The following is an 18,049-nucleotide window of genomic DNA, read 5'->3' on the forward strand; positions in this document are numbered from 1 at the left end:
GAGGCTTAGCTTCACGGGGCAGAACGGGCAATGGTGTGTAGGAACCCCAAAGGTCGGACTGCCCCGTTTTTATGCCCTAAAGTTTAGTAGGGTAGAGTGCGGGCAAGTTTAACCCCGACCTGAAAGCACATCTGCTGGACCTGGGCGACAAGTTTACCACCGCCGACCTGGAATCGTTGCTCATGCGGCGCTAATAGGTCCTTCGCTGGTAGTTCTCTGAGTGCGACTTCGCCGCAAGCCCTCTCCTATCCGGCCTGAGCCCACGTCTGGTTGCTCAACTCATACTTATGCCAGCGCACGTGCTTAAAAGAAGTCGACTACGCGTTGTTAGGCAGGCTTCGCGGCACAGGCAGCCGGTCCGCCAGCGTCCGTGTGCCAGTATGAGGGCACGTCCTAAAGCCAATCTGGCCTATCGCGACACGCACCGTCCCGGGGTGGGCACTCCATTCGGCGGGGTGCTGCCGGCGCAGCGACGCAGCTGGACAAGCTTCTTCCTTCAGATGATGTAGTTTAAACGTTCCGCTATTTCTGGCCATCATAATAGCAGAACGTTCTATTTTTTCCCTGGGCCACCATAACCCTGCCTTCGTCATCCACTCGGCCCAGGGCTTTTCTCCGCCAGGAATATTAACCCGGGTGGCTTTCTTCGTCACGCCGGATGATAGCTTCCATCTTTTCATTCAACGCAATAGCCTCTTCAATGGCCTGGCGAATTTCATTCGACAGGGGTAAATGGTGCAGCATGCGCACAAACTGACTTTTTACTTCATGCGATTGGCTTAAAAGCGATGCTTTGGGCTTATAAAACGAGCATTGCGCGCACGGCATTCGCTGGCTGCATTGGTCGAAGAAATCATAAGTGCAGAAGCCGTGACCGAGGTCGACAGAGGGCGCCGACTTGCCTTCGGCTGGCAACTTATCCTCATCCGTAGCAGGTTTTTTTAACTGCTCAAGCTGACGTTTGTCAATGCTGATGTGATTCGCCGCAGCGTAACCCTCCCGAAGCTTTTCCTCATTTATATCTTTGTAAAATTCAATAGCACCACCGGAGCGTTGCCCTAACCAATGCTGCAAGTCGGAATCACTCATTGCTGTTGGAGCGCCACCCAGCTGGTGCGAGGGTATGCCGAGCCCGATGGCTGGTGATTTTTCCCAAAGCGTCTGTAACGGAAATGCCGGCTTTTCGGCATAATACAGGTATAATGGTCCCATTGAGATACGCAGTGCCAACCTGTTTCCCTCGCCAGACGAATAGGAAATCCACTGCTTCGGATGTTTTATAATCCCAATGTTTGGGAACAGATGGACGAATTCTCTCCCATTTTTCAATGGCATTTCCCACTAATCCGGGGACTGGCTTCGAAAAACCAAAACCGTTTTTACCTACAGGCACGGTCAAAGAGCAGATGACGGGGAGTGAGGAACTGCTCTCGTTTTCCTCGGGGGGTGTAGGCCGTATGCATCCTACTTGTAGCCGGTAGATTTCATCGGAGCGCAATCCTGTATAGAGCCAAACAAGCGCCATTGCTCGATTCATATCCAGTGGATAATGGATTTTAGGAGAAGCGCCCATCTTGACCATCAGTGAATTAGCAACAGGAAAATCCTCCTTTGTCAGGGACAACCCAGCTTCAAGCAATTTAATCCACAGGGCGGGACCAATTGGCCGGGGGTTAGGCCCTTGATTAGCATAAACGCTCCTGGGCGTGGCCAGGTAGCGGTCTGGTTTGAAGGTCATTGAAAACCATTCCCATTCGTGACAATCTTTGAAAAACATCCGTAAACTAGCCAGCAAACGCGTCTGATAAGCACCCCTGAGCGGCTTCCCCAGATTGGGCGTTGATTTAAACTTCGGGTGTTGCCACTGTCCTACGTTCATCCTTGACACAGCCGCTACATAGGCAATGGCTGTGTTTTTGGTCCATTGCTGTGCACATGCGGCGGATGGATACTTTTCAGCGGCCCATCTTGCAGCTTTAGCAACCGCCGCTTTTACATAATTACGCACGGCACCACTTTCTTCCGAAGTCTCAAACCACGCCTGAATCAGACGAGCCCAATCAGCGGATATAGAGTCGGCTATTCCAATTGTCACCCCACTCCTATTCCCCTTCCAGGGCGTAGGCAAACAGCTGGGTAGCACTTTAAGATTATATAGTATGGTAGACAGGGTGATATAGCTCCTTTTTAATTTTACATCGGTAGAATGCTTTTCATATAGCTTCTCTAAAACGGGCAGGGTAAGCTTTTCTATATCAGGGCACCGATTGGCCAGTAGTGCCGAGCAGGTGGCCACGCTTACCATCCATGAGGTCCGTCCAATTCGATTGCTCTCCGCCGTCAGGGTCTGCATCGCTTTCTCAACGGCGACTCTTCCAAACATACACTGAGCGGAGACGAGTGGTAGATGACCAGTAACCAATTGATAAATTGGAATCTCACATAAGTGGTACGCGCAAGCCAATAGGCACTGACGGTCTCGGCAAGCTGACTTTTTACCGGTGCCTTGAAAAACATTGTCAAGGCCTTTAAACTCCCTTAGCGTTTTACCAACTGTTTCTATCCACGCGATGTCGTCCCAAGCCCATAGACTTGTTTGCCGTCGATGCATCTCGTGCAGCAGCAACGAAACGCAACTCAGCAAGCGGTATTCTCCCCCTTTTGGAAATCCCTGCTGCAGCAGCACGGCTTCAATGGGCTGAATGAGCCGGTCCAACTGCTGCCTGGTCTGCTTTGTGAATGCATTGCCGCCTCTACCCATATGGCCGCGCGCTTTCCAGGCGGCCAGCGCGGTTTTCTCCAACGGGCTCAAGGTGAAACTCCTGTCAAATGGGAGAGGTTGAAAAGGCCAATTCCGAACGGCCTCATTTCGTACTTTGCGGATGGTCATATCTTTGGTTGTATTAGAGCGTTTTTCATGGTTTCTAGTCGCCAATCCAGCATCGAACCAAGCGTTTGACGAAACCGCTCGCTCAATTCATGTCCGCTCAAGTGTATGTATAGCATCGTTGTGGCATCGCTGCTATGCCCAGCGAAAGCCGCAATTTGAGGGAGCTTCCAACCGGCCCGGGCTAAATCAGTCAAGCGCAAATGCCGCAGCGTGTGCGTCGTAAGCAACGGCAAGCCGGCCCGTTTTCCCAAAGCCTGTACTATCTTGGACCAGGTCCAAAATGTGAGGGGTTGAGCTTTGTTACGCCGTGATTCTGAAAGGAAAAGCAGGTCCGTTGTTGGGCTTAAGCTCCGGCGTTGCTCAAGGTAATCCTTGTACAGTTCGGCCGTCACTTTCGAACAAGGCACTTCTCGTGCACGACCCGTTTTAGTAGTTTCCCTCCGCAAACGAACCAATGGCACGCAAGGGTCGAAATCGCGGGTTTCCAGTGCGCACAACTCCCCCCGGCGCAGGCCTGCATCATAGGCCAAAGCCAGCATGAAGCGGTTCCGGATGGGTTCGGACGCCGCCGCGTTCATGATTGCCTGCCACTGCGTTTGATTCGGCAGCCAAGGGTCCTTTTCGTAGCGCGCAACCAGGCCGCGGCTCCCCCTCCCATACCCTCTGCCCTTTGTGTATTCGCCTTTTCTAACGGGATTCTTAGCCCTAACCCCTTCATGCTTTAAGTAGTCGTAATAAAGCCTGACGGTTGCTATTCTCAAGCGCACGGTTGCATTAGCGAATCCTTCATGCGTGGTGCTTTTCGCGTATTTGGGAAGCTTGGCAGGGCTGGCATGCACAGCGGATTTGGAACGTGTGTTGAGGTCTTTGAGGTAAGCCACGATGTTGACCCGCTCGGCATCGGGAGGATTGATGGCCTGAATCGAACAAAACTGAAAATAGTCCACTAACGCATAGCCGTAGGTGCTGACCGTGTTGGGTGTGAAGCGTTCTTCTTGTTCGGTGAGCCATTCTCCCGAATAGGGCTGATTAAAAAGGGTGGGAAATCGTTCTTGAAGGGTCATATGATATGGATAGGACGTTGGCAATGAGAGAATACGCGGTCGTTTCAGCAGAATGATTCCACAGGCTTACCCCATGGTAGTATCAACGTCACTCCCATGGTATTGCTTAGGTTATTCTATATATTGCGAGGCGATTATTGTGGTGGAGGCATCCTTCCACCGAAAAATTGCAGCGTAGGCGCACTGCGGACCAACGCTGCTACCGGGATGGGGGCGAGACTTCGATGAAGTCCGTCGCTTCCCCCTGTTCCCAAAGCCATCTCCTTTACACATGCGACAAGGTGGCCGTATGTGTGCAGGTAAATCTGCTACCTGATACTGATTATAGCCAGTGCAATCAAAAAAGACACCGGCTCATGCGTCAAGCGAGGGAGGAGCCATTCTCTTGAGGCATGGTGTCGCCAGTCAGTTACCTTAATGGGGAAGCCAGAAAATGTTAGGTAAATTATTTCTACAAATCAAGGCCATAAAAGGTGATCAAAAATTGCACTATACTATTCTGGTGTCTCAAAAGTATACTAAAGTTTTTGTACCACAAAATACTGACTTTTAGGCTTGTGCGTATATAAATACGTCCTGACTTGAATTGTACTCATATACGCACGAGGTCAATCTTCAAAATGTTTTAAATTAGATTCCGGCGTTTAAGCGCCAGCCCGTGGTCAACGCCATTGACGCCTGTTGGCTGCCAGCATATCAACCAGCGCGAAAGTTTGATTGCTCCGACGGTGGCCTCATGAGCCGCTCCGCTTCAATATGGAGTACTTTCTGGCCTTCAATTGGGAATAAAATGCCAACGCGCCCGATTAGCTTTTTGACCTAAATTTTAGCCAAGGACGTAATTCCACATAATTTCCAGTCCAGTTATGTTTAGCCAAAGGGTGGCAAGGTAAACGCGCGCTGTTCAGAATTACGAGTCTTTTATCGCTACTGATTCTTGGTCAGGGAATCGAGTTCCTGTTGGAGTGCCACGGCTGGCGCGTAGGCGGGGTGCTGCCGCAGGGTCTGCTGCACGTAGATTCGGGCCGAATCGGCGCGGTGGCTCAACAGATACGCTTCCGAAAGGGCGGCAAGTGCTTGTGCGGATGCCCCGCTGCCTTGGCATTCGCGCAACAAGTACCGGCTCGCTTCCCGGGGCCGGTCCAGCGCCAGCAAGCAGACCCCCAGGTTGTAGTTTATGGCGTTGGTGTTTGGCTTCACCAACGCGGTCAGGTAAAAGCTGTCGAACGCCTGGGGGTAGCGCTCGAGTCGGTAATAGGTGTGCCCCAGGTTTTCCACGGCGCGGTACAGCAGGGCGGTGTCGCGGCCTGTCTCCCGGGAAACCAGGGCCCTGTACGCGGAAACGGCGGCGGGGAGGCTGTCGCGCTCGTTCATTTCGTAGAGGGAACGGCCCTTGTAAAAAAGGGCTTCGGACACGCGCTCTTGCCGCTTGAGGCACGCCGAAAACAACCGGTTGGCCGCTTGGTACTGTCCCTGCTCGTAGGCGGCAAGTCCCCGGTCAAATTCCTCCGTAGGGGAACAGGAGCCGCATAACAGCACAAGCCATGCGGACCACAGGGTGTGTTTCATTTTGCGAAGTTTACAAAAACGGTGGCAAGGTAAACGCACTCCGTTCATTCAATGGAACGTTCTGCTGTTAGGGAATAGCCTCGGGCGTACGCGCTTTAACGCGGGGACCGCTCCAGTAGGCCAGTGCGCCTAGCACCAAGGCCAACCAAAAGGCAATGACCAGCCCGTTCCAGAAATACGTCCACTCGTCGTGGCTGCCGCTAAAGCCCATCCCGCGTAACGCCGCGTGGGCGTTGGGATTGGTGAGCTTCGTTTGGCGAACCCATTCGTCCCAATCGCACTGGTCGGCCAGAAAGAACCCGGCCCAGCAGCCCAAGGTAATGCCAACCGCGACGCGTTGCAATCGGCGACGGCGCGGGGCTACCAACCGCACCAGCACGCAGAGCAGCACCAAGCCCGGTAGCAGCGGAAACATCAGGAATAGCAAGAACACGACGCTTGAATGAAAGGGTAGAATCGAAAGTTTGCGCTAACGGTACTGCCTTGAACGCGCTTCGTTTGAAGTAAGGAGCGTTCAGCCAAGCGAGAGGCAACGGCCTCTCCCCCTTTTGCGCGTACTTCGCCTCCCGGTTGCCCTCCGTTACTTGATTGCCCTTTCATGACCAAACTCCCGACCGAGGCCGGCGCGTTCGATTTAGTGTGCACCCCCGACTGGCTCTACTACCGCGTGCAGCTGACGCGCCTGCGCCAGGTGCCCTACGCCTACTACAAGACGGACACGTTCCACAACCTCGAAATCACGGAGCAGGAGTTCAACGGGGCCAAGTACCGCGGGGAAGCCGGACCCTACGAGGACGGCGAAGAGGTGGTCTACGTGCCCGATGGCAACACGCTGCGTTGCTTCTACCAAGACTCTGTGATCCGCCTGTTTGGCCCTGACGGCACCCTGCTGCGCGCTTTGCCCGATTCCATTGTGGCCGTTTGCGGCCTGTACAGCATCGCCCTCGACGCCGACGGGCACCTGTGGACGGCGGACCCCTGCTACCACCACGTGGCGCAGTACGAGGTGGCCACCGGACGCCAGCTGTTTGCGCTGGGCGGCGGTTGGGACCCCGGCGAGTTCAACCACCCGGAAGACGTGGCGGGTTACGATGAGCACGTCTTTATCAGCGACATGGGCAATCAGCGCGTGGTCCGCCTGCATACCCGCACCCACCAGTTCAGGACCTACCGTACGTTTGAGCAGCCGGTCTGGCAGTACCGGCGCTTCCAGCAACGGGAGTTGGTCCGGCTCGACGACGGCATTTACCTGCTGTAAGCCCTAATGAAGTCCTTGCTCACGGTTCAGCCAAACGGTCCCAAGGTAAACGCCCGTTGTTCAAAATAAGGAGCCTTATTTTGATTGAGTAGGTGGACGGTGGTGCCCGTACTTTAGGAGCATGAAACAATTGCAAGGGCCTTTCCTCGGAGCTGCTTTACTGCTCACGGCCTGCTCCGGCCCGCAAGAGGCAAAAACCGACACCCGGGCACCAGCCTCGCCCTCCCCGCCCGCTGTTAGTCCCAGCGGGTCGCCCGCGGCGACCGTGCGAGCCTTTTTGACGTGGTACCTGCAGCACCAAGCCCCGCTTAACTCCCTGCCGGTGGTTCCGGCCCGTATGGACGAGGACACGACCCAAGTGTATGCGGTTGACTTTCACGCAGTCGAGGACTACGTGCGCCTGCTGCAAAGTAGCGGCACAGTATCGCCCATTTATCTGCAAGCGCATCGGCGTTATTTTCAGCAATGCGCGGATTCGTTGCGTGCCCACCCGCAGACCGATGGCTTTGTGAACGGGCTGGATTACGACCATATCCTCTACACCCAGGCTGGGGACATTCAAACCCAAATCGTCCTCCGAAGCCAGCCAACCCGGGTGACGGTTGGCGCCGACACGGCCCAAGTGGTATACCGCTTTACTGAACAGCAGATGAGCGAGGGGCCCAACCTAGCCTTTAGCTTAGCGGTAGAACAAGGACGGTGGATGATTACGGCCGTGCGCCCCCTTGAGTAAGCGCAAGATGAGTTCACGCAAAGGGTCGAGCCGTAAACGCGGCCTGTTCAGAATTACGAGGATTTAACGAAACGAAGTAATGACACGCAAAGACGTATTCGCTATTCTGGCCGTGGTTGGCCTCATCGGGGGGATACAATTCTACATCAGCCACAGTTTAAACAACCTCGAAGAAAAAGGGATAAAAACGGTTACCGTCATTGTTAGTGTTAGCCGCAAAAACGTCCGGGCGGCTTTCGTCGGCAACGGCAGACGCTGTGAGCACGTGCAATCCAACACGTACAAAGTGTTGGAAGGGGAGACGTATGCGCTGCGCTATGACCCCGAGGACGTAGCCGATGCGCACATCTACTTCGACGAACCGGTGTACGACAAGCGGGAATACGGCACCACCCAAACCACGGCGCTCTCGACCAGTGCCCTCAACACGGGAATAGAGTTCGATTACACCGTGGGCAACGAAAAATACGAGCGGTATCAGAAAGAAGATGAGGGTAAAACAATAGATGAAACCCGCCCCGCGAAGGTCTTTTACAAATTAAACAATCCTGAAATCGCGTATATAGAATACTAAAGAAAGCAGAAATCAAAACGGACTAGGCCGCATCGACCGCGGCTGTCAAACGGACCCAACGCGCGGCCGCTCCAGGCGAAATCTTGGGCACTAGCGTGGAGTTGGTAGTGAGCGCCGTGTGGGATTCGAAAGGAAAAGCCGTGAAGAAAGAGGCGGTCAAAAAAGGACTATCAGGATTTAAGAAAGACGACTAATGGCACTAAAAAAATGGATTGGTGCACTGGCGGCGCTGGGCTTTTTGGTGTGGCTCTTTCAAGCCCGCAACAGTTACCGCCACCTTTTAGCGGTAGGGGAAAAAACGGTGGCGGTGGTATTGGAAGCCGCGGGCAAAAACATGACGGTGGTGTACCGCGTCAGGGGCACCACCTACGAGAAGGTCCTTTCCGAGCCGTTCGATGGCTTTTATAAAGGCGAAACCTTTGTCATCCTCTACGACCCGCAGGACCCGGCCCACGCGGAAGTGCGGTTCCACGAGCCCGTGTACGACCAGCAGGCCTACGCGAGCACCCCAGCCACGGCCTATGGCACCGCCAGCTTCGGTTCGTTCATCCAGTTCGAGTACCGGGTGGGCCAGAAAACGCATACCCGCTTTCAGGATGTACACCCCGACAAAGCGCCGATAAAAGGCAAACCCGGCAAGGTGTTTTACAACCTCAAAAACCCAGAAATAGCCTACCTGGAATACTAGCACCCTATTCTCTTCTTGTTTACCCGACCACCTCAAAAATCCCGCACTCCATTCGGACGAAAGCGACCAGCTCCGTTGAAAGTGAGAACCCCATAAAGCAAATGAACGCCTTTTTTGAAGCAGGTTGGCTGTTGCTTTTCAAGTTCAGTGAAACGGTGGAGCCCCGAACGCGCTCGTACAAAGTAATGAGGGTTTGCCATCTATTCTACGGTTATTACTGGCTGTTTTAGTTGGTTTGATGCCGGTGAACCGTAACTGATGCCGCAGGAAGTACATTTGACAACTGTTCTCCTTGCTCCCTACCAATGCGTCTGCTACTTCCCCCAGCGTCTAAGCCCCTACTGGCCACGTTTGCGGCGCTACTAGTCTTCTCCAGTTGCGAGAAGAAGAAAGAGACGATGCCTACCACCGGTGGCACCCCAGGCAACGAAGCCGCTCTACTTAAAGAAATCGAGCTTCTAAGGGAGCTGCTGCTCATGAAGGACCAACTCATCGCCGCCAAGGATGAGATGCTCACTTTGCTGAAGGCCCAATACAACCGCCCCAATTAGGCACCTGCTTCATGCCCCGCGCTCTACCCGTCCTCTCTCCATTAGCCATACTGGCTGTGTGCTTATTACTAGCCGCCTCGTGTACCCCAGCGGACGTTGCGCCCACGCTAGAGGGAAAATGGGTTTCAGAGAATGAAACCGCCTATTCTTATTGGCCTACAGGGCACTTCGCAAGATTCTACGAACCCGTTTCCATCGTCGGCAAACTGCAACTGGAGATTACCAAGGACTCAATAGTTTGGTTTGATACCAAATCTTACGACAACCTTGGCCCCCTCCGCAGGGCATACACGCGGCAAGACTCGATGCTACTCATCCGCGGAAACGAGCGGCAGATGCACATCAAAAAGCTCACGGCTGATACCCTAACCCTAGTACTGCGAGGCGATACGACCAAGGACAGACGGTTAGACGTGGGCTACACCTTCTCCCATTGGAAAAAATAAGGTACGCTGCTGCGCCCACTACCACCAACCGACTTAGTCTCTGCTTCCCCACTCGCCCTCTCTATGCCTCGTCCTCTACCACTACTCGGGCTGTGCCTGCTCCTGCTCAATTCGTGCTCCAAAAAGGACCCTGCCCCGCCTGCGCCCAAGCTTGAAAGCGAGTGGGCCGTGCAAACCTTTTACGCCAGGCAATACGGGCCCGACGGGGCGTTGGTGGGCGTATTTGGCCCTGTTCCCCGGACCGGAACGGTTAAGGTGGTCATCAGCGCTGACTCCTTGATTTACTACTATGCTGTCTGGAACGGCAATCGGACGGTTTTTGCCCGTGGCACCGGCAAGTCCTATGCCTACACTCGCCAAGGCAATCGGCTCACGCTTCGCCCCACCGGCGAAGTGATGGAAATTAAAGAGCTTACCGAGCAATCGCTCACCCTGGCCCAGCCGGACCCTGTTCCACTTGCCCCGGGCTCGCCATACAGCCGCGTCGACTTCGAATACACCTATACCCGCTGAGAAACGGGAGTTGCTACGCGGCAGTCGCAACCGACTTAGTCTTTACTTCCCCACTCATCCTCTCTATGCCCCGTCTTCTACCACTACTCGGCCTTTGCCTGCTCCTGCTAAACGCGTGTTCCAAAAAAGATGCGGAACCCACCTTTCCATTGGAAGGCACTTGGGATTTGAAAACCGAAACCGAATACCTATATGATTCTAAAGGGGCATTGGCGGCCACACATGGCCCCTTTACCCACCCCCAGCAAAAACAGGCGGTTATCAGCGCCGACTACGTGGTCACGTTAATCATGTTGGCCACGCCGGTCCAAACCAGCCGTTTTGCCTACTCCCGCCAAGGTAACGTGCTCAGCATTCTCAACACCAACACGGAAATTGACATTAAAAAGCTAACGGCGCACTCGCTCGTCCTGCTTTACCGCTACCCTCCTAACCCCCCAAACTCGCAGTATGCGCGCGCCGAGACGGAGTACACATATGACCGTTGATCCTTCCCCCCTCTACTCATGAAGTCATTCGTGTTCTTGCTGGTCGTTCTGCTCAGCAGCTATCGGGCCTTCGCGCAAGAGAACCTTGCCTAACACCTGCTCGATTCGGTAGCAGCAGCAAATCCACGAACCCTTGACCCTGGTCTGCTCAAGATGGATCAGAAGTACAGCCGCATCGACCACGAATACACCAATACCCGCTGAGAAACGGGAGTTGCTACGCGGCAGTCGCAACCGACCTAATTAATCCACCAATTCAATTTTCTGCTACCCATGAAACACACGTTACTACTGCTGTTTGTCCTACTCATCACCCCATTTGCCGACGCTCAAGCCCAAAAAGCGAAACGTCTGCGAGGTCAGGCACTCATCGACTCCATGACAACCGCCTTTAAAATCAAGTCAGAGCAAAGAATGGCTGGCTTTAAGCAAAGGATGTTTTAATTGCTCTCCCTCGCTTTTTTTGAGCGATTAAGCCAAATTCATGTTCGACCAGTGCTCTTTAAGGCAGTTGCTTGAGGAACGCCGCAAGCGGCCCGATTCGGCACGTTCGCCAAGGGCCCTGACGAATGGGCCGTTTAACGCCAACGCTTGCCCAGGTGACGTACGAAACGAAAAACACCTGAGAGCACACCGATTAGAAAGGGAAACAAAAAAATAAGAAGCTGATATTCCTCGGCGATATCCAGCACGCGCTCGGTTGCGGCCCAAACGCCTATCAAAATCAACACCACTGCCAGACACATACCCCACCCGTAGTTCTGGAGGCTTTTCCCTAACATATAACCGAAGCGAGACAACGTAGTAAGGGATTAAAACAAGGAAGGCGATGATGTTGAAAAGGAAAGAAATGGGAGCCATTTCATCCAGTAGGAGGAGGGACATGAGCGGGGGGCGAGGAAGGCTAGTAAAATAGAAGCACTCTACAAGTCTAAATAAACGGTGGTGCGATGAACGCGCTGCATTTCAAAAATAGGAGGGTATGAGCGGCCAAACGTGTAGAGTCGGTGGTGGTCCCGAATAATGAACAGGCCTGCCGGGGCCGCTTATAGCGGATGGGAAGTGCCCACTCCCACGTAACCAAAGAGGGTGAGGTGCAGCACCAGCAGCAGTACCAACACCAGCAACGCCCCCGCCCGGTGCGGCCATGGTGGGGTCGGGCGGCGCCCCCACTGCCAGAGCAGCACACCGGCAGCCAGCGCAGCCCCGAATACGAACAATACATTCATCGCGCCTTGGCCTTCCAGGTCGTGCTCGCCGCCGCCGGTGAGTTTGAAACCGACATCCTGCAGGGACAGCAGGCCCATGCAACACCCGACGAGCAGGTACGGCGAGGGGAGGGAAGCGAAACGAGCCAAGAGCCACGCAACCAAGGCGGCCACCAGGGGCGCGAAGAGCAGGCCCTGGGGAGCGCCGTATTGGTCCAGCACCACGTTGGCTGCCACCACGCCCCCCGCCCAGAAGGGTATGAGCGCCGGGCGAAAGGCAGAAACGCGAGAAGGGAAAGCCATCAGATGGGATTGCTGTAGCGAACGGTTTGGGCCACAAGGTAACGGGCCGGACAACGAGAGCACGCGATTTTACGCCTGAGGAGTGGCCCTGCCATCAGCACGCCGAAGCAGTTCGGGCGTTTAGAAAAACGGTGATTTTAAATGTATGACCCAGTGCTTCCGCGTCCACTGTCATTTAGCGGCGCAAGCTAACCGAGTCGAGCGAGCAGGTCAAACAGGGGCTGATTGACATAGTAATTCGAGTTTGCGTGCTTTTGCTTGACCAGCACGCCGTCTGCAGCCAGCTGGTTGAGGTAGCCGGCCGCCGTGGGCCGGCTCACGTGCAGCTCCTGTTGCACGAATTCGATGCGGGTATAGGGGTGGCGAAACAAGTTGTTGAGCAGGTCCTGGCTGTAAAACTTGTAAGGGCGCAGCCGCTGCTTCATCTCCTGCATCAGCCCGCGCAAGGCCGTGATCAGGGCGATGCTCTCGCGGGCGGTCTGTTCAACGCCGGTGAGCAGGTACAGCAGCCACGGCTCCCACTCCCCGGTGTCGCGCACGGCCTGCAGGTGGTGGTAGTAATCGGCCTTGTGCTGGGTAATAAACCGGCTCAGGTACAGCACGGGGATGTCCAGCAAGCCCTTGAGCACCAGGTAGAGGATGTTGAGGATGCGCCCCGTGCGGCCGTTGCCGTCGTAAAAGGGGTGGATGCTCTCGAACTGAAAGTGGAGCACCGCCATTTTCACCAGCGGGTCCACGTCGTGTAGGGCGTCGTCGTTGAGGTACTGCGCCAGGTTGTCCATCAAGTCCAGAATTACGGCCGGGTCCTGTGGGGGCGTGTATACCACCTCGCCCCGCTGATTTTTGAGGGCCGTGCCCGGCAGCTTGCGGTAGCCCCCGCGGTCGCGCTTGAGCTCCTCCTGGATTTGGGCGACGTGGTTGACGCTTAGAAATCCGTACTGCTTCACGAGTGCCGTGCCCAGGCGCAGGGCCGAGGCGTAGCGCTGTACCTCCTTGGCCGCCTGCGAGTCACCCAGCTGCAGCTCGGCGTTGAAGAGCTCGTCGTGGGTGGTGATGATGTTTTCAATGGCCGAGCTGTCCTTCGCCTCCTGTAGCGGCAACGTGTCGAGCAGGATGCTCTCATTGGGAATGGCGGCCACCAAGCCCTTGAGTTCAGCCAGGGCCCGGTGCGCAGCCGGCAGCTTTTTCAGTACGGCGCGCGTTTCCAGTTCCCTAGTTGGCGGCAGGTCAGAAGGTTGCCAGGCAGTCGGCATGGAGAAAAAGGGAAAGCGTCACGGATAGGGGCCCGCTATCTTTGTAAAGAAACTCGATTTTTCTTTACAAAGATAGCGGGCGCCATAAAAAGAATCCGTTTTCCTTTACAAAGGGTTACGCCCCGTTCAATAAAACGAGCGTTATTTTACCTTGTGGTACAGCTGGTCCGTTGCACTCGTTACCCCTTTCTTTCGACACGATGCGCCTTCTCCTTGCCAGTGGCTTGTTGCTTTTGCCTTGGACCGCGACCGCTCAAACGCCACGCCTAGATGTTTCCCCGGTAGCCATGACGGCTAAAGAGGTATTTCTATGCAGCTGCATCAACGCGGGCTTCCCGCAAGACAGCCTGCTCTTCAAAGACACCAGCGGGCAGCTCATCTTAGGGGCCTCTTTGGAAAATGGGCAGCATTCCTATGCGTACATGGGCAAAGTGTCCGCGTTGGGCAAGCAGATTGGCCGCAGTTTTCCCGTGACACCGTTTGGCACCCGTAGTGTGTTTTACGGCTGCCTGCGGTACTACAAAAGCAAGGCCCTTGAGCAAAAACTGAAGGAGTTTACCGATTAGCTTCCTGTTCAGCCAAACGGTGGCAAGGTAAACGCGCGCTGTTCAGTTGAAGGAGGGGCTATATACTACTAGCTCCATAATCTCCGTTCTTTACCATCCGGGCTCTCCACCTCCCTTTCGTACTCCATGAAACACTACTTGCTCCTGCTGTTGTGGGTGCCAGGCCTGGCCGCGGCGCAAACCCCTGTCTCCTTCATGCTGAAGGGCCGCCTGGGTTCGGATACGTACCGCAGCGCGCCGACCTACGTGTATTTGCGCAGCGGGAGGATGGTCGATTCGGCGGTGGTCAAGAAAGGGCGTTTCGAACTGAAAGGTGCCGTAGATGAACCCACTAAAGCATTTCTCTCAATGCGGCGGAATATGCAAGATATGTCAGATTACAAGGCAGTCTTTTGGCTCGAACAAGGCACGCTCGTCTTCACCAGTCCCGATTCACTCAAGAACGCGCACGTGGGCGGTACGCCGCTGACGGACGTCTGGCGGGCGATATTGGCGGTAGAAGCACCGATTGTTAAGCAACTGAACGCGCTGGAAAAAGCGTCTCAGGCCGCTACACCGGCGCAGCAGCAGTCGCTGGCGTTTCGGCAAGGTCTTAAGGCACGACGGACGGCTTTGTTGCGGGAAAAGAACCACCTGGATTCTGTTTTCGTGCGCGCACACCCTACTTCGTTCATCAGCCTGACGGTCCTGAACCCGATGAGCCGAGACCCCACGAACGATGCGCTGGTGACGGCCTTGCTCCCGACCCTCTCCCCCGATTTGCGCAATAACCCACTAGCCGAGGAAATCCGGACGAAAATCCGGCAAAGGGCGCTGGGCATAATACCCGAGACGGCGCTGCAGGTGGGCCAACTGGCCCCCAACTTCACCCAAGCCACGCCCGAGGGCCGGCAAGTAGCGCTCGCGGACTACCGCGGCAAGTACGTGCTGGTCGACTTCTGGGCCAGCTGGTGCGGGCCCTGCCGGGCCGAAAACCCCAACCTCTTGAAGGTCTACCACGACTACAAAGGCAAGAACTTCGACGTGCTCGGCGTCTCGCTCGACGAGGCGAAGGACCGAGCCAAATGGGTGAAAGCCATTGAGGCGGACCAACTGCCCTGGACGCAAGTATCCGAGTTGAAAGGCTGGCAAAGCAAGGCGGCCACCGCGTATTTCGTGCACGCCATTCCGCAGAATTTCCTAGTCGACCCCACGGGTAAAATCATCGCCCTAAACTTGCGCGGCGACGCGCTGCCCGAGGTATTAGCGCGGCTGGTGAAGTAAAAAGCCAGCCAACACAGCCAACGCCAGCTGGTCGCCAGTCCGTTAGCCTCTAAGCTGGGCACCGGCGATGTCGCGGAAGTGATGCTCGGGAGGGGATGCTAGGAAGGCAAGCCCTAGCACGGAACATCAGTAAGTTCACGAAAACGGTACTACGTTGAACATGCTTCGTTCAGAAATTGGAGGGTTTACAACCTACCTTGTTAGGATGTGCTAAGCCAAAATATTTCGGGAAAGGCAGTAGCCCTGCCCCTTTCCCGCAGGGCTGGCGCGATGAGGGGGAGGGCGATGGATTCTGGCGAGGCAGACAACGGCTGCTTGGGTTCTTTCCAGTTGAATAGCAAGGGGGTTAGCGTGGTTCGGGGCCGTAACTAACGCCGAACTTATCGTGCGCTATAATTTCCTACCTTGTCGGCGATTAGCTTTTATATTAAATTTTTTCTTTTCATGAAGCAATTGTACCTCGCCACCGGCGTGGCCCTGTCGGTTTTCGCCTTGGGAGTAGGGCCGGGCACAGCCCAATCCCTGCCGCCCGCCGCTCCGTCGGTGCCGGCCACCGACACCTACTTTGGCACCGTGGTGACGGACCCGTACCGCAACCTGGAAAACCTCCAGGACCCGGCGGTGCTGGCCTGGATGAAGGCCCAGGCCGACCACGCCCGCCGCACGCTCGACGCCATTCCCGGCCGGGCCGGGCTGATTGCCAAGATGCAGGAGATTGACGGCCGCCGCGCCGCCGGCGTGTACGGCCTGCAAATTGCGGACAACGACCGGTACTTCTACTTCAAACTCCGCCCCGAGGACCAGCAGGCCAAGCTCTACTGCCGGGAAGGCTACCAAGGGGCTGAGGTGTTGCTGTTCGACCCGGAAACGGCCGAAAAAGGCAAGGTTTTCACCATCAACAACTTTGCGGCCTCGCAGGACGGCAGCAAGGTCAGCCTGGCGCTGAGCGAAAAGGGGGCTGAGGTGGGCGAGGTGCGCATTCTCAACGTCAATACCCGCCAGTTCTACCCCGAGCGCCTGCTCCGCGCGCGGAGTGCCGGTGCCTGGCTGCCCGACCACAACAGCTTCACCTACACACCGTACAACAACGCCGACGTCAAAGACCCGGCCGCCCGCCTCAACACCCAGGCCTACCGCCACCGCGTGGGCACCCCGGTCAGCGAGGACCAGGCCCTGTTCTCGGCCAAAATCAACCCGGAGCTCAGCATCACGCCCAACGTATACCCCACCTTGGCGTACGAGCGCAACAGCGGCTTTGTGCTCGGCATCCTGGGCAGCGTCAGCCGCTACCTCAACGTGTACTATGCGCCGGTCGCGGCCCTGGCCAAACCCGCTATTGCCTGGAAGCCGCTGTTCCGGCCCGAGCAGGAAGTGACCGTTTTCACCAGCGACGGCCGTGATTTCTACTTCCTTACTTCAAAAAACGCGCCTCGCCAGCGTCTCATGCGCATGGCCGTGGCCCAGCCCGACGTAGCCAAAGCCGAGGTGCTGGTGGCCGAAAGCGCGGACGAGGCCTTTGACGGGCAACTGCGCGTTACGAAAGACGGCCTCTACTTCGTACGCACCCGCAACGGTGTCGAGGCCAAGCTCTATTTCGTGGCCCGCGGCACCACCAAGGTGCAGGAAATTAAGTTGCCTCAGCCAGCCGGTGCCCTGGCACTGGAAGCGAAAAACGCGCAATCGTCGGAGCTATGGGTGGTGCCCCGCGGCTGGAACAGTGCCCAGAAGCGTTACCGTTACGTGGCCGCGACGCGGCAATTTCAGAAAGAGATGCTCTCGTCGGAAGTCGCGTACCCGGAGTACGCGGAGTTGGTGGTCGAGGAGCTGTTGGTGCCATCGCACGACGGCGTGCGGGTGCCGGTCTCGCTGATGTACAAGAAAGGCACGCCCCGCGACGGCCGCGCCCCGGTGCTGATACGGGGCTACGGCGCCTACGCCAGCTCCCAAAGCCCCCTTTTTGACCCGTCCGGGGCCTTGCTCTGGGCCCAGCAGGGCGGCATTGTGGCCGTGGCGCACGTGCGCGGCGGCGGCGAGCTGGGTGAGGCCTGGCACAAAGCCGGCATGAAAACCACCAAGCCCAACACCTGGAAAGACCTGATTGTCACGGCCGAATACCTGGTTAAAAACCGCTATACGGCCCCCGGGCGCATTGCCATCAACAGCGCCAGCGCCGGCGGCATCATGATTGGCCGGGCCATGACCGAACGGCCCGACCTGTTTGCCGCCGCCATCCCGCAGGTCGGCTCGATGAACCCCATCCGCCTGGAAAACTCGCCCAACGGCCCGGTGAACACGCCCGAGTACGGCACGGTGCAAAAGGAGGACGAGGCCCGCGCCATGCTCGAAATGGATTCCTTTCACCACCTGAAGCCCGGCATGAACTACCCCGCCACGCTGGTTACCGCGGGCTTCAACGACCCGCGCGTGATTGCCTGGGAGCCGGCCAAGTTTGCCGCCCGCCTGCAGGCCAGCACCGCCTCGGGCAAGCCCGTGCTGTTTCTGACCGACTACGAGGCCGGCCACGGCATCGGCAACTCCAAGCAGAAAAACTATGAGGCCCAAGCCGACGTGCTGGCGTTTGGCCTCTGGCAAACCGGGCATCCCGCGTTTCAGCCAGTAGCTGCTGCGGCGAAGTAGCCCGCCCAGCCTCTTGCGCCGGGCCTTTGCGACGCTACCCCATCC

At 56.3% G+C, this 18,049-nt stretch carries 19 protein-coding genes; 11 read left to right on the forward strand and 8 right to left on the reverse strand.

Going from position 1 to position 18,049, the window contains the following annotated elements; translation table 11 throughout:
• Positions 1-627 precede the first annotated feature (627 nt).
• The 5 genes from BEN47_RS20340 to BEN47_RS12210 form a co-directional block, all read right to left on the reverse strand.
• Positions 628-1,089: a hypothetical protein gene (locus BEN47_RS20340; RefSeq protein WP_125921646.1), complete on the reverse strand. Its 462-nt coding sequence runs from the start codon at positions 1,087-1,089 to the stop codon at positions 628-630.
• Positions 1,082-2,890, reverse strand: coding sequence for a site-specific integrase (locus BEN47_RS20980; protein ID WP_125921647.1), 1,809 nt, complete (start codon positions 2,888-2,890; stop codon positions 1,082-1,084). The genes BEN47_RS20340 and BEN47_RS20980 overlap by 8 nt, the downstream gene beginning before the upstream one ends.
• Positions 2,887-3,954: a tyrosine-type recombinase/integrase gene (locus BEN47_RS12200; RefSeq protein ID WP_070728692.1), complete on the reverse strand. Its 1,068-nt coding sequence runs from the start codon at positions 3,952-3,954 to the stop codon at positions 2,887-2,889. Before BEN47_RS12200 ends, BEN47_RS20980 begins: the two co-directional genes overlap by 4 nt.
• 927 nt (positions 3,955-4,881) lie before the next feature.
• Positions 4,882-5,523 (reverse strand): tetratricopeptide repeat protein, encoded by a 642-nt coding sequence (locus BEN47_RS12205; RefSeq protein WP_070728693.1) that lies wholly within the window; start codon positions 5,521-5,523, stop codon positions 4,882-4,884.
• Positions 5,524-5,590: 67 nt separating this feature from the next.
• The gene (locus BEN47_RS12210; RefSeq protein ID WP_125921649.1) at positions 5,591-5,956 is read right to left on the reverse strand and encodes a hypothetical protein; all 366 of its coding nucleotides are present in this window, start codon (positions 5,954-5,956) and stop codon (positions 5,591-5,593) included.
• A gap of 165 nt (positions 5,957-6,121) precedes the next feature.
• Here BEN47_RS12210 and BEN47_RS12215 point away from each other — a divergent pair, with 165 nt between their 5' ends.
• The 8 genes from BEN47_RS12215 to BEN47_RS21470 all read left to right on the forward strand — a co-directional run bounded on the left by BEN47_RS12215 (position 6,122) and on the right by BEN47_RS21470 (position 11,218).
• Positions 6,122-6,781: an NHL repeat-containing protein gene (locus tag BEN47_RS12215; RefSeq protein WP_070728695.1), complete on the forward strand. Its 660-nt coding sequence runs from the start codon at positions 6,122-6,124 to the stop codon at positions 6,779-6,781.
• Between the two features lie 121 nt (positions 6,782-6,902).
• Entirely contained in the window at positions 6,903-7,514 is a 612-nt protein-coding gene (locus BEN47_RS12220) for a hypothetical protein (RefSeq protein ID WP_070728696.1), read from the forward strand.
• Positions 7,515-7,593: 79 nt separating this feature from the next.
• The gene (locus BEN47_RS12225) at positions 7,594-8,088 is read left to right on the forward strand and encodes a hypothetical protein (protein WP_070728697.1); all 495 of its coding nucleotides are present in this window, start codon (positions 7,594-7,596) and stop codon (positions 8,086-8,088) included.
• A 193-nt stretch (positions 8,089-8,281) separates the two neighbouring features.
• Entirely contained in the window at positions 8,282-8,776 is a 495-nt protein-coding gene (locus BEN47_RS12230; RefSeq protein WP_070728698.1) for a hypothetical protein, read from the forward strand.
• Between the two features lie 305 nt (positions 8,777-9,081).
• Positions 9,082-9,327 carry a hypothetical protein gene (locus BEN47_RS12235; protein WP_070728699.1) on the forward strand — a complete coding sequence of 82 codons (246 nt, stop codon included), beginning with the start codon at positions 9,082-9,084 and terminating at the stop codon, positions 9,325-9,327.
• Positions 9,328-9,836: 509 nt separating this feature from the next.
• Positions 9,837-10,286, forward strand: a complete 450-nt coding sequence (locus BEN47_RS12245) for a hypothetical protein (protein ID WP_070728701.1) — start codon at positions 9,837-9,839, stop codon at positions 10,284-10,286.
• A gap of 65 nt (positions 10,287-10,351) precedes the next feature.
• Positions 10,352-10,774 carry a hypothetical protein gene (locus BEN47_RS12250; RefSeq protein WP_125921650.1) on the forward strand — a complete coding sequence of 141 codons (423 nt, stop codon included), beginning with the start codon at positions 10,352-10,354 and terminating at the stop codon, positions 10,772-10,774.
• Positions 10,775-11,047: 273 nt separating this feature from the next.
• Positions 11,048-11,218, forward strand: coding sequence for a hypothetical protein (locus BEN47_RS21470; protein ID WP_158010991.1), 171 nt, complete (start codon positions 11,048-11,050; stop codon positions 11,216-11,218).
• Between the two features lie 134 nt (positions 11,219-11,352).
• Here BEN47_RS21470 and BEN47_RS21475 read toward each other — a convergent pair whose 3' ends face one another.
• The 3 genes from BEN47_RS21475 to BEN47_RS12265 form a co-directional block, all read right to left on the reverse strand.
• Positions 11,353-11,574: a hypothetical protein gene (locus BEN47_RS21475; protein WP_125921651.1), complete on the reverse strand. Its 222-nt coding sequence runs from the start codon at positions 11,572-11,574 to the stop codon at positions 11,353-11,355.
• A 246-nt stretch (positions 11,575-11,820) separates the two neighbouring features.
• Complete coding sequence (locus BEN47_RS12260) at positions 11,821-12,285, reverse strand: hypothetical protein (RefSeq protein WP_125921652.1); 465 nt, start codon at positions 12,283-12,285, stop codon at positions 11,821-11,823.
• A gap of 188 nt (positions 12,286-12,473) precedes the next feature.
• Complete coding sequence (locus BEN47_RS12265; protein WP_070728705.1) at positions 12,474-13,538, reverse strand: Fic family protein; 1,065 nt, start codon at positions 13,536-13,538, stop codon at positions 12,474-12,476.
• Positions 13,539-13,738: 200 nt separating this feature from the next.
• Here BEN47_RS12265 and BEN47_RS12270 point away from each other — a divergent pair, with 200 nt between their 5' ends.
• The 3 genes from BEN47_RS12270 (at position 13,739) to BEN47_RS12280 (ending at position 18,004) form a co-directional block, all read left to right on the forward strand.
• Positions 13,739-14,104 (forward strand): hypothetical protein, encoded by a 366-nt coding sequence (locus BEN47_RS12270; protein WP_158010993.1) that lies wholly within the window; start codon positions 13,739-13,741, stop codon positions 14,102-14,104.
• A gap of 126 nt (positions 14,105-14,230) precedes the next feature.
• On the forward strand, positions 14,231-15,367 hold the full coding sequence (locus BEN47_RS12275) for a TlpA disulfide reductase family protein (RefSeq protein ID WP_070728707.1): 1,137 nt from the start codon (positions 14,231-14,233) through the stop codon (positions 15,365-15,367).
• A gap of 444 nt (positions 15,368-15,811) precedes the next feature.
• Positions 15,812-18,004 carry a prolyl oligopeptidase family serine peptidase gene (locus BEN47_RS12280; RefSeq protein ID WP_070728719.1) on the forward strand — a complete coding sequence of 731 codons (2,193 nt, stop codon included), beginning with the start codon at positions 15,812-15,814 and terminating at the stop codon, positions 18,002-18,004.
• Positions 18,005-18,049: the final 45 nt, after the last annotated feature.

It is taken from the genome of Hymenobacter lapidarius (genome assembly GCF_001816145.1).
GTDB classification, from domain to species: domain Bacteria; phylum Bacteroidota; class Bacteroidia; order Cytophagales; family Hymenobacteraceae; genus Hymenobacter; species Hymenobacter lapidarius.

Excerpts from the sequence above, each read along its gene's own strand:
- BEN47_RS12270 (WP_158010993.1), top strand. The coding sequence starts at position 13,739 with ATGCGCCTTCTCCTTGCCAGTGGCTTGTTGCTTTTGCCTTGGACCGCG.
- BEN47_RS12245 (WP_070728701.1), top strand. The coding sequence starts at position 9,837 with ATGCCTCGTCCTCTACCACTACTCGGGCTGTGCCTGCTCCTGCTCAAT.
- BEN47_RS12200 (WP_070728692.1), bottom strand. The coding sequence starts at position 3,954 with ATGACCCTTCAAGAACGATTTCCCACCCTTTTTAATCAGCCCTATTCG.
- BEN47_RS12250 (WP_125921650.1), top strand. The coding sequence starts at position 10,352 with ATGCCCCGTCTTCTACCACTACTCGGCCTTTGCCTGCTCCTGCTAAAC.
- BEN47_RS20340 (WP_125921646.1), bottom strand. The coding sequence starts at position 1,089 with ATGAGTGATTCCGACTTGCAGCATTGGTTAGGGCAACGCTCCGGTGGT.
- BEN47_RS12260 (WP_125921652.1), bottom strand. The coding sequence starts at position 12,285 with ATGGCTTTCCCTTCTCGCGTTTCTGCCTTTCGCCCGGCGCTCATACCC.
- BEN47_RS12230 (WP_070728698.1), top strand. The coding sequence starts at position 8,282 with ATGGCACTAAAAAAATGGATTGGTGCACTGGCGGCGCTGGGCTTTTTG.
- BEN47_RS12215 (WP_070728695.1), top strand. The coding sequence starts at position 6,122 with ATGACCAAACTCCCGACCGAGGCCGGCGCGTTCGATTTAGTGTGCACC.
- BEN47_RS12280 (WP_070728719.1), top strand. The coding sequence starts at position 15,812 with ATGAAGCAATTGTACCTCGCCACCGGCGTGGCCCTGTCGGTTTTCGCC.
- BEN47_RS12225 (WP_070728697.1), top strand. The coding sequence starts at position 7,594 with ATGACACGCAAAGACGTATTCGCTATTCTGGCCGTGGTTGGCCTCATC.
- BEN47_RS12275 (WP_070728707.1), top strand. The coding sequence starts at position 14,231 with ATGAAACACTACTTGCTCCTGCTGTTGTGGGTGCCAGGCCTGGCCGCG.
- BEN47_RS12220 (WP_070728696.1), top strand. The coding sequence starts at position 6,903 with ATGAAACAATTGCAAGGGCCTTTCCTCGGAGCTGCTTTACTGCTCACG.
- BEN47_RS12205 (WP_070728693.1), bottom strand. The coding sequence starts at position 5,523 with ATGAAACACACCCTGTGGTCCGCATGGCTTGTGCTGTTATGCGGCTCC.
- BEN47_RS20980 (WP_125921647.1), bottom strand. The coding sequence starts at position 2,890 with ATGACCATCCGCAAAGTACGAAATGAGGCCGTTCGGAATTGGCCTTTT.
- BEN47_RS21470 (WP_158010991.1), top strand. The coding sequence starts at position 11,048 with ATGAAACACACGTTACTACTGCTGTTTGTCCTACTCATCACCCCATTT.
- BEN47_RS12265 (WP_070728705.1), bottom strand. The coding sequence starts at position 13,538 with ATGCCGACTGCCTGGCAACCTTCTGACCTGCCGCCAACTAGGGAACTG.
- BEN47_RS12235 (WP_070728699.1), top strand. The coding sequence starts at position 9,082 with ATGCGTCTGCTACTTCCCCCAGCGTCTAAGCCCCTACTGGCCACGTTT.